Below are 15,219 nucleotides of genomic sequence, written 5' to 3'. Positions count from 1 at the left end.
TTGTCGCGCAGTTCCTCGCGCCCCTGGGGTGGTGGGGTTGGGTGTCGGCGTGCGGTCGGTGGGGCGGCCTCGTGGCGCTAGGTGGGTTGAGTCGTTGTTGCTTCCTTGATCAGGGTTTTTAGGGACTGGGCTACTGGGGTGGGGGTTTCTTGCATGGGGACGTGGGCTGTGGTGGGGAGGGTGAGGAGGCGGGGGTTGGGGAAGGCCGCGTAGGTGTGGGCGGCCGTGCGGAGAGGGGCCAGGCGGTCGGAGCGGCCGTAGACGAGCAGGGTGGGGGCGGTGACCCGGCGTGCTTGGTGCCAGGGTGATTCCGGGCCCCGGTGGAGGTACGTGCGGAGCAGGGCGCGGACGCCCTCGGCCAACATCTGCGGCGCGTAAGGCAGTTCGGAACGGCGTTGACGCTCGCGGGCTTCCACCGCCCGTTGTTCGGGGCCGGCCAGGGCGGGGTTGGCGTAGATCAGGCGGTAGAGGTCGTCGAGTTGGCGGTCGGGGTCGCGGCTGGCCAGGTGCCGGGCATACAGGCGCGCGGCGCCGGGCAGGCCGAGCAGCGCGACCCGCAGGGCCTGCGCCGACGGGCGGGCCGGCAGGACGGGCGCGATCAACGTCAACGTGCGGACCAGGTCCGGGTGTTGGGCGGCGATGCGGAGGGCGACCAGGCTGCCGAGGGAGTTGCCGACGAGGTGGACGCGGTGGTGTCCGGTCCGTTCGAGGTGGGCGACCACGGCCGCGGCCAGTCCTTCGACGGTGAGTCTGCTGTCGGGCGGCGGCGCCGACCTCCCGAAGCCGGGCAGGTCGATCGCCAGGCAGTGCGTCGACGTCCGCATCAGGTCGATCAGAGCGGCCCAGTTGTGCGTCCAACCCCCCAGCCCGTGCAGGAAAACGGCGGTCTCGGCGGCCGGGGCGGAACTGCCGACGTACTCGACAGCGAGGGTCTGCCGCGTCACGGTCCGCTCCTGGGGGAGTGGTCGCCACCCGGGGTCGTTTCCGCGAGGGCGAGCCGGTAGTGCTCGATGAGCTGGTCACCGACCGCTTCCCAGCTGCGTCCCGTCACCGCCGCGCGGCCCGCCCGTCCGAGCGCCGACCTCAACTCCCCGCTCCGGACCAGCCGTTCCACCGCCTCCCGGAACCCCGCCCCCGCGCCGGGCGGCACCAGGAACCCGGTCTGCCCCGGTCGGACGAGGTCCAACGGCCCACCGGCCGCCGGGGCGACCACGGGCAGGCCGCTCGCCATGGCCTCCTGGATCGTCTGGCCGAAGGTCTCGAACGGCCCCGCGTGCACGAACGCGTCGAACGAGGCGTACAGCCGGGCGAGTTGAGGCCCGGTCCGGCGGCCCAGGAAGACCGCGTCCGGGAGCGCGGCCTCCAGTTGGGGCCGACAGGGGCCGTCGCCGACGACCACCAGCCGCACCCCCGGCAGCCGCGACACCTCCGCCAGCCGGTCGACCTGTTTCTCCGCCGCCAGCCGTCCGACGTACCCCACCAGGAACTCCCCGCGCGGACCGAGGCGCCGCCGCAGGGACTCGTCCCGGTGCCGGGGATGGAACCGCACACAGTCCACGCCGCGCGGCCACAGATGGACCCGGGGAACACCGTGCGCCACCAGGGCCTGGAACGACGCCCGGGACGGCGCCAGTGTCCGCGCGCCCGCGTGGACGCGCCGCAACTGCCACCAGGCGAGGCGGGCTCCGGCCGCCCCCGCCACCGGCAGATAGGTGCGGGCGTAGGAGGCCACGTCCGTCTGGAACACCGCCACGACCGCAACCCCGGCCCGATCGGCGGCGGCCCGCCCGGCGGCCCCGAGCACGAACGGCCCGGCCAGGTGGACCACATCGGGGCGGTGCCGTGCGAGGGCGTGGGCCAACTGCCGCCCCGGGAGCGCGATCCGCACCTCCGGATAACCGGGCAACGGCACCGACGGGACCCGGACCACCTCATAGCCGTACGCCTGCTCCAAACCGTCGCCCCCGTTCCCCGGCGCGGCCCGTGCCCTCGGCGCCACCACGACCGGGGTGTGGCCACGGGAGATGAGGTGCTCGGCCACTCTGAGCACGCTGTGGGCGACGCCGTTGACCTGCGGTGCGAAGGACTCGGCGACGATCAGAACGCGGAGCCGGTCGCCACCGGGCGCCCGGATGCCGGTGGGCGTCTGGATGCCGGTGGGCGTCCGGAGGTCGCCGGTCGCCCGGACATCGGTGGTCGCCGGGACGTTGGTGGTCGCCGGGACGTTGGTGGTCGCCCGGGCGTCGGCGGTGCGGGCCGTCGACCCGTGCTGCACTCGGCTCATCCGGCTCACCAGGCGCCTCCGGGTTTCGCGGCGGCCGAGTGGGGCGGGTCCGTCCGGACTGTGCGGCCGACGGCGCGTAGATCCCGCAGGATCTCCCGGAACGACTCCAGGAGGCCCGCCTCGCAGTACTCCACGCCGATCTCCGCGCAGTAGGCGCGCACGATGCGCGAGGCCGGGCGCAGCGCGACCACCGGCATGGCCGGGAAGAGGTGGTGCTCGATCTGGTGGCCGAGGCCGCCGAAGACGGCGTGCACGAAACGGCCGGCCCGCAGATTGCGGGAGGGCAGCACCTGCCGCCGCAGGAAGTCCGCACGCGCCGCGTCCTGGCCCGTCATCGGCATCCCCTTGTGGTTGGGCGCGAAGACGCACCCCAGGTACACGCCGAGCACGCCACCGCACACCGCGGCGAACGCCAGCGCCTGGAGAGGGGGCAGGACGACGAACAGCAGGGCCGCCGACAGGAGGTAGTGCAGCGCGGCGAGCGTCCGTTCCAGGACCGGGTGGCGGACCGAACCGCGGGTCAGAGCAAGCCAGGTGGCGACCGTGAGGCCCAACGCCTGCAAGGACAGCAGCGGGAAGAACAGCTCCGCCTGGTACTTGGCGATCCAGCGCCTCAACCCCCTGGTGCGGGAGGCCTGTTCGGCGGTTCTGACGAAGAGGAGGGAGTCGGCGGCCGGGTCGTGCCCTTCGCGGTTGGGGTGGGCGTGATGTCGGTTGTGGTCGGCCACCCACCAGCCGTAGCTCATACCGACCAGCAGGTTTCCGAGGAAGATGCCGGTCAGGTCGCCCGCCCGGCGACCGGTGAACACCGCGCGATGGGCGACGTCATGGCCGAGCAGCGCCAACTGGCCCAGCAGCAGGGCGGCCGGCGGTGCCAGACACAGTTGCCACCAACTGGCCCCGAGCGCAAGGAAACCCACCAGGAACAGCACCAGCGCGACCAGCAACGCCGCTGCCCTGCACGCGTAGTACAGCGGACGTCTCCGCAGCAGACCGGCGTCCGAGACGCGCCGGTACAGCTCCGCGAAGTCGCCGCGCTGAGCAGGGTCGTCGGCAGCGGTGTCCTGAACGGCCATGCCACCGTCCCTCTCCGGGTCGCTCCGGCCGACCGGGGTCGCCGGGGCTGCCGGAACCGCCGTGGTTGCCATGGCGGTTCGGCCCGGACCGGATCACCATTCTTCCGAATATGGTCGGCTCTGCCCCAGTGTCACCCCGCGCTCGCGGAGGAGGCAAGCACTCGACAGGGTGAGGGGTGGATGGTGACGGTCCGTCAAGTCCCTTGAGTAACAAGGGTGTTCTGTCGACGCGGCCGACGCGCCCGACACGGCCGACGTGCCCGACACGGCCGACGTGCCTTACGCGCTCGACGTCGTCGCGGGTCCTGTCCCGTCGCCCCTGCCGGGTGCCGTGCACGCGCGAACGGCTCGTCCCCGGCCCGGGGGAGGGCGGGGACGAGCCGTTCGGGGTGTTTCGGGGTGTTCGGGGTGGGGTCAGCAGCTCGCCAGGTAGTTGGTGAGGGCCGTCTTCTCGGCGGAGTCCACCGAGAGGTCGTAGTAGTACTTCACCTGCACCCAGGCGCGGACGTAGGTGCAGCGGTACGAGGTGACCGACGGCATCCACTCGGCCGGGTCCTTGTCGCCCTTGGACTGGTTCACGTTGTCCGTGACGGCGAGGAGTTGGGGCCGGGTGATGTCGTTGGCGAAGGCCTGGCGCTGGGCGGTGGTCCACGCGCTGGCACCGGAGTCCCAGGCCTCGGCGAGCGGAACCATGTGGTCGATGTCGACGTCGGACGCGGCGGTCCAGGTGGCCCCGTCGTAGGGGGAGAACCAACTGCCGCTGGTGGAGGCGCAGGCGGCGTCGGTGACGACGTTCGTACCGTCCCGCTTGAGGATGTACTCACGGGTGTTGCAGGTGCCGCTGATGGTGATCCAGGTCGGGAACAGGTCCCGCTCGTAGCCGGTGCGGTTCTCGGTGGCCACGGTGAGCTGGGCGAGGTAGCTGCGGGCGGTGGCGCCGCTGACCGGGGTGGGGAGGGCGGCGGACGCGGTCGGGCCGTTGAACAGGGCGACGGAGGCGATGAGTCCGGTGAGCGCCGCCACGATGCTCAGGCGTTTACGCGCGTAGAACTTCGGCATACGAACTCCTAGGAAATGTGGGGGTGTTGGAGCGCGGGCGAGGGAATGCTCGCGGTGCCGTATTGCCGTGGGGTGTACGTCCGGTAAGAAGCTAGTGACCTGTCCATGTCAGGGCAAGATGTACGGTCGAACTTTCCGATCCGCCCCCTTACAGACCCTTCGCGTACACTCGGCGGCGCAGAAGGGGAGTAGCTCTTCGCCGGGACCGTCGACATACTGCTCAGCTCGTCTGAGCCGGCGCCCGGAGGCGTGGTCCGTCGTGGACGTGACGGGTGATTCCGTCCGGGAGACGGCGGGCGGTCGGTCAGGGAGGCGACGGGAGTCCGTCGCGGACCGGGCGGACCGGACGCGTCAGCGAGACCTTCGGCCAGCAGTACACGTCCGCCTGTGTCGCACCCGCGACCCGGGCACCTCGTGTGCTGTCCTGCCGAGGCGTTCTCCCCCCGGGCCCTTCCCCGTGACGAAGGATTCGGACGCGAGATCCGGACGCGAGACGCGGACATGAGGTCCGGGCGCGAAGGAATCGCAACCTCTCGGTGGGGCAGCCCCGACCGATTGAGGAACCTTGATCAGCTTCACCGTCACCGCACTCGTCTTCGGCGTCATCTTCCTCGCCGAACTCCCCGACAAGACCGCCCTCGCCGGGCTCGTCCTCGGCGCCCGCTACCGCGCCTCGTACGTCTTCGTCGGCGTCGCCGCCGCCTTCGCCGTGCATGTCGCGCTCGCCGTCGCGGCCGGCAGCGTGCTGACCCTGCTCCCGCAGCAGATCGTCCACGCCGTGACCGGCGTTCTCTTCCTCGGCGGCGCCGCCGTGCTGCTCCTGAAGAAGAGCGACGAGGACGAGGAGATCCGGCAGCCCGCCGACCAGTCCTTCTGGAAGGTCGCCGGGACCGGGTTCATGCTCATCCTCGTCGCCGAGTTCGGCGATCTCACGCAGATCATGACGGCCAACCTCGCGGCCCGCTACGACGACCCGCTCTCCGTCGGGATCGGTGCGGTGCTCGGGCTCTGGGCGGTCGGCGGACTCGGCATCCTCGGCGGAAAGGCCCTGATGAAGAAGGTTCCGCTGGCGCTCATCACCAAGATCGCGGCGCTGCTGATGGTCGGGCTCGGGGTGTGGAGCCTGTGGGAGGCGGTGGCCGCGTGATCGCCGGTGCGTCGGGGCGGTCGAGTGCGTCAGGCCGGTCGAGTGCGTCGGGCCCGTCGAGTGCGTCGGACCGGTCGAGCTGAACGCCGGATGAACTCTTCCGGGGCCCCTTGGCGAGAGAGGGGTTCTTTTTGTACCGTGGAGAAACAAAGTGGTCCCCGTCCGTTTTCCCTGACCGGCGGGCGGGGCCGCCTTGTTTCTTTCTGGAGGCTCCGGGATTCCGGGGTTCCTCGGAGAGGCTGCCCGGAGGGGTTCGCCCCTGTGGGAGCCCGGAGGGGTTCGCCCCTGGGGGCGCTTCCCTAGGGGCTCTCGTTGCCGGGTTCACCTAGGGGCTTCTCCCTAGGGGCTCTTGTCGGGGCTCGGTGTCGGGGCTCGCCTGGGGATTCCCCCTAGGGGACTCCGCCGGGGCCCGCCTGGGGGGTTCTCCCTAGGGGACTTCGCCGGGGCTGCTCTTCCGGGGCTGCTCTTCCGGGGCTCCTCTGGGGCTCCACTCCGGGAGGAAGCTTGTCGCTCTTCTCAGGGTGACTCGGGGTCACTCAGGGTTACTCAGGCCAGGGACTCTCAGGGTTTCTCTGGGGGCGGACCCGTACGCCCCCTGCCCCGCGTCTTGGAGCTGCCGATGACGGCCACCACCGTGCCCACCGTCCTCACCGCCCGCGCCCTCCTGCTCGACATGGACGGCACCCTCGTGAACTCCGACGCCGTCGTCGAGCGCTGCTGGCGGCGCTGGTCCGACCGGCACGGACTCGACGCGGACGAGGTCATGAAGGTGGTGCACGGCAGGCAGGGCTACGCGTCGATGGCCCTGTTGCTGCCCGACCGGCCCATGGAGCACAACCACGCGGACAACGCGCGCATGCTCGCCGAGGAGACCGCCGACCTGGACGGCGTCGTCCCGGTCCCCGGCGCCCCCGACTTCCTCGCCTCCCTGGCGGGCCTCCCGCACGCCCTGGTGACCTCGGCCGACCTGGGCCTCGCCACGGCCCGCATGCGCGCGGCGGGCCTGGCACTGCCGGACATCCGCGTCACCGCCGAGTCCGTCGGCGCCAGCAAGCCCGACCCCGAGGGCTTCCTCAAGGGCGCGGCGGAACTGGGCGTCGACCCCGCCGACTGCATCGTCTTCGAGGACTCCGCGGCGGGCATCGCAGCGGGGCGCGCCGCGGGGATGCGGGTCGTGGGCGTGGGCCCGCGTGCCGACTTCCACGACCCTGACGTGGTCGTGCGCGACCTGACACAGGTGCGGGTGGAGGCGATCGACGGCGACGGCGGGGCGGGTCTGCGGCTTTACGTGGGGTGATGGGGGAGGGGGGCCGGGCGGCTGGGCTGGTGGGCCGCTCCGGGTCCGTCTCGGCTCGGGGTCCGTCTCGGCTCCGGGTCTGTCCCGGGCTCGGGGTTCGTCTCGGCTCGGGGTCTGTCCCGGGCTGGGGGTCTGTCCCGGCTCGGGGTCTGGCCCCGGGCTCCGGGTCCGTCCCCGGCTCGGGGTCTGTCCCGGGCTCGGGGTGTGTCCCCGCTCGGGGTGTGTCCCCGCTCGGGGTCTGGCCCCGGGCTCGGGGTCTGGCCCCGGGCTCCGGGTCTGGCCCCGGGCTCCGGGTCCGTCTCGGGCTCCGGGTCCGTCTCGGGCTCCGGTCTGTCCCGGCTCTGGGGCTGTCCCGGGCTGGGGGTCTGTCCCGGCTCGGGGTTCGTCTCGGGCTCAGGGTCCGTCCCGGGCTCAGAGTCTGTCCCGAGCTCCGGATCTATTCGGCGGGGCCTCCGGGTAGGGCGGGGTGCTATCAGTCGTGCGGGAGCGCCGGGAGCGCCGGGAGCGCCGGGAGCGCCGGGAGCGCCGGGAGCGCCGGGAGCGCCGGGAGGTCTGGGCTGGCCTGGGAGCGTTGGGAGGCCTGGGCTGGTCCGGGAGCGCCGAGAGCCCCAGGAGGCCCGGGAGCCGTGGGAGGCGGGGGAGCTCCGAGGACCCCGGGAGGCGCTGGAGCCCCAGGAGGCGCTGGAGGCATGGGAGCCCCCGGGAGCGCCGGGAGCGCCAGGAGGTCTGGGCTGGTCCGGGAGTGCCGGGAGCCCTGGGAGCGTTGGGAGGCCTGGGCTGGTCCGGGAGTGCCGGGAGTGCCGGGAGCGTTGGGAGGCCTGGGCTGGTCCGGGAGTGCCGGGAGTGCCGGGAGTGCCGGGAGCGTTGGGAGGCCTGGGCTGGTCCGGGAGTGCCGGGAGTGCCGGGAGTGCCGGGAGCGTTGGGAGGCCTGGGCTGGTCCGGGAGCGCCGAGAGCCCCAGGAGGCCAGGGAGCCCCCGGAGGCCTGGGAGGCCTGGGAGGCCTGGGAGGCCTGGGAGTGCCGAGAGCCTCCAGGAGGCGCGGGAGGCCAGGGCTGGGCCCGGGAGCTGTGGGAGGCGTGGAAGCCCCGGGGACCCCTGGAGGTGCTGGAGCCCCAGGAGGCGCGGGAGGCCAGGGCTGGCCTGGGAGCCGTGGGAGGCGTGGGGGCCCTGGAGGTGCTGGAGCCCCGGGAGGCGCTGTAGGCATGGGAGCCCGGGGAGCCCGGGGAGCCCGGGGAGCCTGGGGAGCCCGGGGAGCCGCGGGAAGCCTGGGCTGGCCTGGGAGCCCTGGGAGCGTTGTGAGGCCTGGGCTGGCCCGGGAGTGACGGGAGCGACGAGAGCCCCAGGAGGCCAGGTGGCCTGGGAGGCGTGGGAGCCCCGGGAGCCCCGGGAGCCCCGGGAGCCCCGGGAGCCCCGGGAGCCCTGGGAACCCCGGGAGCCCCGGGAACCCCGGGAGCGCCGGGAGGCCAGGGCTGGCCCGGAAGCCGTGGGGGCCCCGGGGACCCCTGGAGGCGCTGGAGGCATGGGAGCCCGGGGAGTCGCAGGAGGCCTGGGCTCCCTCGGGAGCGCCGGGTGCCCCGGGCGGCCTGGACTGCCCCGGGCGGCCTGGACTGCCCCGGGTGGCCTGGACTGCCCCGGGTGGCCTGGAGGCCTGGGAGGCCTGAAGGCTTGGGCTGCCCCGGGTGGCCTGGGGGCCTGGGAGGCCTGAAGGCCTGGACTGCCCCGGCTGGCCTGGGAGCCCCGGGAGCCCCGGGAGCCCCGGGCGTCGTTGGGCCCCGGGGCCTCTGGGCCTGCGGTGTCTACGGCTGGGACGTTTCTGATTCCAGGCGGGCCCGGGTTGTCGCCCCGTAGACGCCCAGCTCATCCGTGGTGATTCCTCGGGCCCACTGGTAGTTGCGGACCGAGGACTCGACCTGGGTGTCGTAGTCGCCGTCGATGTCGTCGTCGTAGAGGTTCAACTGGCGTAGCCGGAGCTGGAGTTCGGTGACTTCGTCGCCGTCGTCGCCGGGTTCCAGGACCGGCGCGGCGGACTGGCCCGGGGATGCTGTCCCCTGGTTCGGGGCACCCGGCGTGCTGCTGCTCGACGGGGTCCCGCTCGGCCTCGCCGACCTCGACGTGCTCGGCGTCGGGCTCGCCGAAGGCGCGGACGCGGAGGCGGACGGCGACCTCGTGGGGGACGGTCGTGCCGGTGTGGCCGACGGTTCCGCCGACGGGGTCGTCGGGGTGACGGACGGTGACGTCGACGGCGAGTGTGTCGCCGTGTCCGGAACGCGCGCACGGACGTCGTCCGCCCGAACGCCGTCCCGGGACGGGGACTCGTACGACAGCACCCCGCTCACCAGAGCGGCCGCCACCGCCACCGTGATCACCGCCCCACCCGCGCTGAGCAACAGCGCACGGCGCCGTCGTCGCCGTTCCGGTTCGGACTGGGCCGGAGACGAAGAGGTGGCCGCCGGGGAGATCGTGCCCAGCGCGAGGGTCTCCTCGGTCCGGGGAGGCGGCGGCGTGGGTGCTGGCGTGGCGGGGATGACCGGGATGGGTGCGGTGAGGTCGGTGCTGCCGGGCACCACCCCTACGGGCACCGTGACCGGGTCGGCGGGGAATGTCGGGCCGCCCGGGGAGGCTCCGGTGCCTGGCGCTGCCCCTGCCAGGGAGGCAGGGTTTCCCGTAGGACCCGTAGGACCCGTAGGACCCGTAGGACCCGTAGGACCCGTAGGACCCGTAGGACCCGTAGGACCCGTAGGACCCGTAGGACCCGTAGGGGACGTGGGGGCGCCCGGCGGCACGGCCTCGGCAGCGCCGGCCCTGCTACCCCTAGGGGACCTAGGACCCCCGGTTATTTCCCCAGATTCCCTATGGCCCCTAGGTCCCCTAGGGGATTCGCCAGCGCCCGCCGCAGTCCCGCCAGCGCCCGCCGCAGTCCCCGCAGTCCCCGCAGTCCCCGGAGCACCCACCCCGGTCCGCCGGGGAGCGGGCGCACCCGCCGCAGTCCCGGCCGTTCCCGCGCGGGTCCCGTAGGCGCCCGGCGCCGGAGATTCGGCCACGTCCCTCGCCGCCGCCGTCGCCGCCGTTTCCGACACTGACCCCGTCGCCGACCCCGAGCCTGCTGCTCGTGCCCCTGCCCCTGCTCCTGCTCCTACGCCTGTTCCCGCCCCTGCCCTATCCGCCCCCGGGGTCTCCGCTGTCCCCGCCCCCGGCCTATCCGCTCCCGGCGTCCCCGCTGTGCCCGGCGTCCCAGCTCCCGCCGTCCCTGCCCTCGACGTCTCTGCTGTTCCCGCCCCCGGCCTGTCGGCCCCCTTCGCCCCAGGCATCTCCGCTGTGCCCGGTGTCCCAGCTCCCGCCGTTCCCGTCCCCGGCGTCTCCGCTGTCCCCGGTGTCCCAGCTCCCGCCGTTCCCGCCCCCGGCATCCCCGCTCCTGCGGTTCCCGCCCCCGGCGTCCCCGCTGCCCCCGGCGTCTCCGCCGTCCCCGCCCCCGGCCTATCCGCTCCCGGCGTCCCCGCTGCCCCCGCCGTCCCCGCCCCCGGCGTCCCCGCTGTGCCCGGCGTTGTAGCTTCCGGAGCTTCTGGGGTGCCCAGTAGTTCCACGTATGGCCTGATGCGTAAGGGGTCGAAGTCTTCCGCCGCTGCCGCTTCCGCCTCGCGGGTGTCGCGTAAGGCGTCGGAGGCGCGTTGGTTGCAGGCGCAGGACGGGGAGCCGTCGGTGGCCTTGGGTGCGGCGCACTCCGGGCATCGGCGGTCTCTCGGTTCACTCACGTGTCGTTCCCTCCCCTCGTGCCCCCACGCGAACTCCAGAGGTTATGCGGATCTCCTTCACGCCGCCCCGCGGAAGCCCCGGAGCGACTGGTTCCGGCCGGTGGTGAACCGGACTCGACAGGCCATAACCGCGCACACCGATCACCATGGATGTGTGACAAGAGCCTCGGGAGGCACGGATGGCCGGGGATGCGCGCGACACGACGGGCGAGGTGTGGCACGGGGAACCGCCGGACAAGCCGCCCGAACGCGGCAGTGCGGCGCCGGACCATGTGCCGGGCAACGTGCTCGTCTCGATCGGTGCCCTGCTGCTCGGTCTGCTGCTCGCGGCCCTCGACCAGACGATCGTGTCGACCGCGCTGCCGACGATCGTCAGCGACCTCGGCGGCCTCGACCACCTCTCCTGGGTCGTCACCGCGTATCTGCTGGCGTCGACCGCCGCGACCCCGTTGTGGGGCAAACTCGGCGACCAGTACGGGCGCAAGAGGCTGTTCCAGACGGCGATCGTGATCTTCCTGATCGGCTCCGCGCTGTGCGGCATGGCGCGGAACATGCCCGAACTGATCGGCTTCCGGGCGCTTCAGGGCCTCGGCGGCGGTGGCCTGATCGTGCTGTCGATGGCGATCGTCGGGGACATCGTCCCGCCCCGTGAACGTGGCCGGTACCAGGGGCTGTTCGGCGCGGTGTTCGGGGCGACGAGTGTGCTCGGCCCGTTGCTGGGCGGGGTGTTCACCCAGCATCTGAGCTGGCGTTGGGTGTTCTACGTCAACGTGCCGGTGGGAATAGTCGCGTTGGCCGTGATCGCCACCGCGCTGCACATCCCGCGCCGCACGGCCCGGCATGTCATCGACTATCTCGGCACCTTCCTGATCGCCGCGGTCGCCACCTGCCTCGTGCTGGTCGCCTCCCTCGGGGGCACCACCTGGGGCTGGGGCTCGCCGCAGATCATCGGGCTCGCGGTGCTGGGCGTGCTGCTGGCCGGAGTCTTCGTCGTCGTCGAACGCCGGGCCGCCGAACCGGTGTTGCCGCTGAAACTGTTCCGGGTGCGCACCTTCACGCTGGCCGCCGTGATCAGCTTCGTCGTCGGGTTCGCGATGTTCGGCGCGATGACCTATCTGCCGACCTTCCTCCAGGTCGTGCAGGGCGTCACGCCGACCATGTCCGGTGTGCACATGCTGCCGATGGTGGCGGGGCTGCTGCTGTCGTCGACCGGGTCCGGGCAGATCGTCAGCCGCACCGGCCGCTGGAAGGTGTTCCCGATCGCCGGAACCGGCGTCACCACCCTCGGCCTGCTGCTTCTGCACCGGATGACCGAGTTCACCTCGACCGCCGTGATGAGCCTGTACTTCTTCGTCTTCGGCCTCGGACTCGGCCTGGTCATGCAGGTGTTGGTGCTCATCGTGCAGAACGCCGTCTCCTACGAGGACCTCGGCGTCGCCACCTCGGGCGCCACGTTCTTCCGTTCGATCGGCGCCTCGTTCGGCGTCGCCATCTTCGGAACGATCTTCGCGAGCCGCCTCGGCGCCAAGCTCACGGACGCGTTCCTGGGCTTCCGGCTCCCCGCCGGTGTCTCGCCCGCCACCCTCAAGGCCGACCCGCGCGGCATCTCCGCGCTGCCGCCCGCGCTGCGCCCGCCCGCCCTGCACGCCTACGCCTCCTCCATCACCGACGTGTTCCTCTACGCGGCGCCGGTCGCCCTCGTCGGCTTCGTGCTGGCGTGGTTCCTGAAGGAGGACCCGTTGCGCGGCTCGGTCACCGCGCCGGACGTCAGCGAGACGCTCGCCAGCAACCCGGTGGAACGGTCCTCCTACGACGAGGTGTGCCGCGCCCTGTCCACGCTCGGCACCCGGGAGGGGCGGCACGAGATCTACCGGAAGATCACCGCGCGGGCGGGCTACGACCTGACGCCGTCGGCGAGTTGGCTGCTGCTGCGCATCAAGAAGTACGGCTGGGCCGAACCGGCGGTCCTCGCCGAACGCACCACCGTGCCGCTCGCCGTCGTCATCGCCGCCGCCCGGCAGGTCGAGGAGCGGGGCCTCGCCGTCCGGGAGGGCCTGGACATGGTCCTCAACGACCGGGGCAGGGAGGCCGCCGGACGGCTCGCGGACGCCCGGGAGGCGTCCCTGTCCGAACTCCTCGGCGACTGGTGGGGCCCCGACCGCCCCACCGACCTCACCCACCTGGTGAAGCTCCTCAACGAGGAGTTGTGCGGCTCCGACGGCGAACAACCCCACAACGGGGCCACCCTGAAGGCGAGTTGAACAGCAGCCTTTCGTGGGGCGCGAGTTGGGCAGCCGGGGTCGGCAGGCCGCGTGTGCGGGGTGCGGGGGTGCGGTGACCGTTTGGATGGCGCCGTTGGGGCAACTCGGAGCGTGCACAGGCCCGTCGGGCCGACAGGAACGTTCACAGCGGAAGGCATCCATGTCCACAGGCGTGATCATCGTTCTGATCGTGATTGTGGCGGCCGTGGCAGTCGGCGCGGTCGCCGTCACCCTTCGGGCCCGGGGCGGGCTCGGCGGCCGGGATCTGAAGCGCCGCTTCGGGCCCGAGTACGACCGGGTCCTGAAGGGGCACGACGGGGACACCCAGGCGGCCGAACGGGAACTGGCCGAGCGCGTCGAGCGCCACGGGGCCCTGCGCGAACGGGAGTTGGACCCCCGGCGGCGCGAGGAACTCACCGCGCGCTGGACGGCCGTTCAGGAGCATTTCGTCGACGCGCCGCAGGAGGCCGTCGCGGAGGCGGACCGGCTGCTGGCCGAGGTCGCCGCGGATCTCGGGTTCCCGGACGCGGGCCACGACGAGCAGCTCGCCGCGCTCTCCGTCCACCACCCGGACCATCTGCACGGCTACCGGCAGGTCCACCACGCCTCCAACGGCGGCCACGCGGACGCCGGTACCGAGGATCTGCGCGCGGCCCTGATCGAGGCCCGCGGCCTGTTCGAGGAACTGGTGGGAGCGGGCGCCGCCCCGCGCCGCCGACCGCACATCGACCGGCACGACGCCAACCACACGACAGCCAAGGGAGGTTGAGGGACCCATGACCGACGACGACAAGAACACCACCGGTCCGGCAGCGGATCGGCGTACCGACCGGACGGACCGGGCCGACCGGGGCCGTCCGAGCGCCGACGACCTGACCACACGGGCGCGCACCACCCCGACCGACGACGCGCGCACCCCCGTTCACCCGCCCCAGCCGCCGCCCCCGGCCCCCACCAGCACCACCCCCTCGGCAACGCCGACCCCCAAGCCGTTGGCCGAGAAGGCAGAGAAGGCCGAGAAAGCAGAGAAGGCCGAGCATGCGGGAACGGTCGCGAAGCAAGGGGGAGTTGAGCGGGACGAGAAGAGCGAGCGGGGTGAACGGCCCTACAGCGACGGGCAGTTGAAGACCGGCGCCGGGAGTTCGGCGCATCTGAACGGGGCGGCCGGGCTTTTTCCGCAGGCCGAGAGCGACACGTTCGGGCGCCAACTCCAGGACGCGGTCGCCGGGTTCGTCGACGAACCGCGCGCCTCCGTCGCCGAGGCCGATCAGCTGCTCGCCGAGATCGCCGGGCGCTTCACCGAGGCCGTGACCGAACGCCGCCGCACCCTGCGCACCTCCTGGCACGACGGCGGCGACGACACGGGCGCCGCCGACACCGAACAACTCCGGCTCGCCCTGCGTGACTACCGGGAACTGGCCGACCGGCTGCTACACGGCTGACCGGCCGCCGTTCCCCTCCACCGCCGTCCGGCGCTCCCGCCACTGGCGTACGACCTCTTCGACGTCGTACGGCTTCATGCCCAGCGGGGGCCCGGGCGGCGGTTTGAACATCATGTCGCTGATCTTGACGTTGACGTCGGTGACGAGCTTGCGCACGATCCGCTCCGACGGGGCCGCCCAGACGGCCGTGAGCGTGTCCTCGGCCTCCTTGCGCAGCGCCAGCGTCGGCGGGAGGACCGAGAGCCCCTCGCGGGCCATCTTCTGCCTGATCCACCACAGTTCGTCGTACGAGGTGTCCGTGCCCGCCGGCAGCGGTTTGCCCGCGCCCGCCAGATGCGCGAAATCACCCCGTGATTCCGCGTCCCGGATCTGCTTGTCGACCCACGATTCGAACGGCACGCCCGGTGGCTTTCGCTCGGTCATGACTTCATTGTGCCGGACGTGACCTGCCCGGGCGATTTATCATGCGGCGGCTGTGTAGGCACACTTCAGGAGGAGCGCACGTGCTCGAACTCACCATGGCGACCGTGTCCGGGGCGGAAGAGGGGGCCACGGCCGGCATGCTCATGGCCGACGCGCCCAGTGAGCCCGGCGCCGTGCTGCGGGTGGGGCGCGACCAGTCCGTGTGCCGGCTGCTCACGCCGGAGGACTGGCTGTTCGTCTCCCGCGTCCACCTGGAGTTTCTCTGCGGACCCGAGGGTGTCTGGCAGGTCAGCTGGCTGCGCGGTTCGCAGGACGATCCCTCGTCCGAGGTGCGGTTGATCGTGGGGGAGTACGCGCAGATGCTCGCCTACGGCGGCTGCGTCACGCTGCCCCGGGGCGGCACCGGCGAGATCGTCGTCCAGGACCGCACCGCCCCGCGCAGCGTCAACGTCGGCTTCTATCACGAGGGCTGAATTCCGGC

Annotated in this window: 12 protein-coding genes; 6 read left to right on the top strand and 6 right to left on the bottom strand. The window is 72.6% G+C overall.

Translation table 11 applies throughout. From position 1 onward, the window contains the following. Window positions 1–77 precede the first annotated feature (77 nt). The 4 genes from ACIQOU_RS25940 to ACIQOU_RS25925 form a co-directional block, all read right to left on the bottom strand. Complete coding sequence (locus tag ACIQOU_RS25940) at window positions 78–944, bottom strand: alpha/beta fold hydrolase (RefSeq protein WP_401539470.1); 867 nt, start codon at window positions 942–944, stop codon at window positions 78–80. Next, window positions 941–2,284, bottom strand: coding sequence for a glycosyltransferase family 4 protein (locus ACIQOU_RS25935; protein WP_401539468.1), 1,344 nt, complete (start codon window positions 2,282–2,284; stop codon window positions 941–943). Before ACIQOU_RS25935 ends, ACIQOU_RS25940 begins: the two co-directional genes overlap by 4 nt. Before the next feature lie 5 nt (window positions 2,285–2,289). Beyond that, window positions 2,290–3,360, bottom strand: coding sequence for a fatty acid desaturase family protein (locus ACIQOU_RS25930; protein WP_401539465.1), 1,071 nt, complete (start codon window positions 3,358–3,360; stop codon window positions 2,290–2,292). Window positions 3,361–3,774: 414 nt separating this feature from the next. Then, entirely contained in the window at window positions 3,775–4,419 is a 645-nt protein-coding gene (locus tag ACIQOU_RS25925; RefSeq protein ID WP_401539463.1) for an HNH endonuclease family protein, read from the bottom strand. A gap of 565 nt (window positions 4,420–4,984) precedes the next feature. Here ACIQOU_RS25925 and ACIQOU_RS25920 point away from each other — a divergent pair. Both ACIQOU_RS25920 and ACIQOU_RS25915 read left to right on the top strand, forming a co-directional pair. Next, window positions 4,985–5,566: a TMEM165/GDT1 family protein gene (locus ACIQOU_RS25920; protein WP_401539461.1), complete on the top strand. Its 582-nt coding sequence runs from the start codon at window positions 4,985–4,987 to the stop codon at window positions 5,564–5,566. 619 nt (window positions 5,567–6,185) lie between these two features. Further along, a complete protein-coding gene (locus tag ACIQOU_RS25915; protein WP_401539459.1) occupies window positions 6,186–6,863 on the top strand; it encodes an HAD-IA family hydrolase in 678 nt (225 codons plus the stop codon). 1,796 nt (window positions 6,864–8,659) lie between these two features. Here ACIQOU_RS25915 and ACIQOU_RS25910 read toward each other — a convergent pair. After that, window positions 8,660–9,442 carry a peptidoglycan-binding protein gene (locus ACIQOU_RS25910; protein ID WP_401539457.1) on the bottom strand — a complete coding sequence of 261 codons (783 nt, stop codon included), beginning with the start codon at window positions 9,440–9,442 and terminating at the stop codon, window positions 8,660–8,662. A gap of 1,349 nt (window positions 9,443–10,791) precedes the next feature. Between ACIQOU_RS25910 and ACIQOU_RS25905 the strand changes: the two genes are divergently transcribed. The 3 genes from ACIQOU_RS25905 (at window position 10,792) to ACIQOU_RS25895 (ending at window position 14,315) form a co-directional block, all read left to right on the top strand. After that, window positions 10,792–12,873: a DHA2 family efflux MFS transporter permease subunit gene (locus tag ACIQOU_RS25905; protein ID WP_401539454.1), complete on the top strand. Its 2,082-nt coding sequence runs from the start codon at window positions 10,792–10,794 to the stop codon at window positions 12,871–12,873. Between the two features lie 160 nt (window positions 12,874–13,033). Next, a complete protein-coding gene (locus ACIQOU_RS25900; protein ID WP_401539452.1) occupies window positions 13,034–13,642 on the top strand; it encodes a hypothetical protein in 609 nt (202 codons plus the stop codon). A 7-nt stretch (window positions 13,643–13,649) separates the two neighbouring features. Next, on the top strand, window positions 13,650–14,315 hold the full coding sequence (locus ACIQOU_RS25895; RefSeq protein WP_401539449.1) for a hypothetical protein: 666 nt from the start codon (window positions 13,650–13,652) through the stop codon (window positions 14,313–14,315). On the opposite strand, the gene ACIQOU_RS25890 is transcribed toward ACIQOU_RS25895, so the two are convergent. After that, a complete protein-coding gene (locus ACIQOU_RS25890; protein WP_401539446.1) occupies window positions 14,304–14,738 on the bottom strand; it encodes a DUF1992 domain-containing protein in 435 nt (144 codons plus the stop codon). The two genes, ACIQOU_RS25895 and ACIQOU_RS25890, sit on opposite strands and share 12 nt — an antisense overlap. Before the next feature lie 80 nt (window positions 14,739–14,818). Between ACIQOU_RS25890 and ACIQOU_RS25885 the strand changes: the two genes are divergently transcribed. Further along, a complete protein-coding gene (locus tag ACIQOU_RS25885; RefSeq protein ID WP_401539443.1) occupies window positions 14,819–15,211 on the top strand; it encodes a hypothetical protein in 393 nt (130 codons plus the stop codon). The last annotated feature ends 8 nt before the right edge of the window (window positions 15,212–15,219 follow it).

Source organism: Streptomyces sp. NPDC091279 (assembly GCF_044757465.1).
In the GTDB taxonomy this organism is placed as follows: domain Bacteria; phylum Actinomycetota; class Actinomycetes; order Streptomycetales; family Streptomycetaceae; genus Streptomyces.
This window is presented reverse-complemented; position numbering and strand designations above follow the sequence as displayed.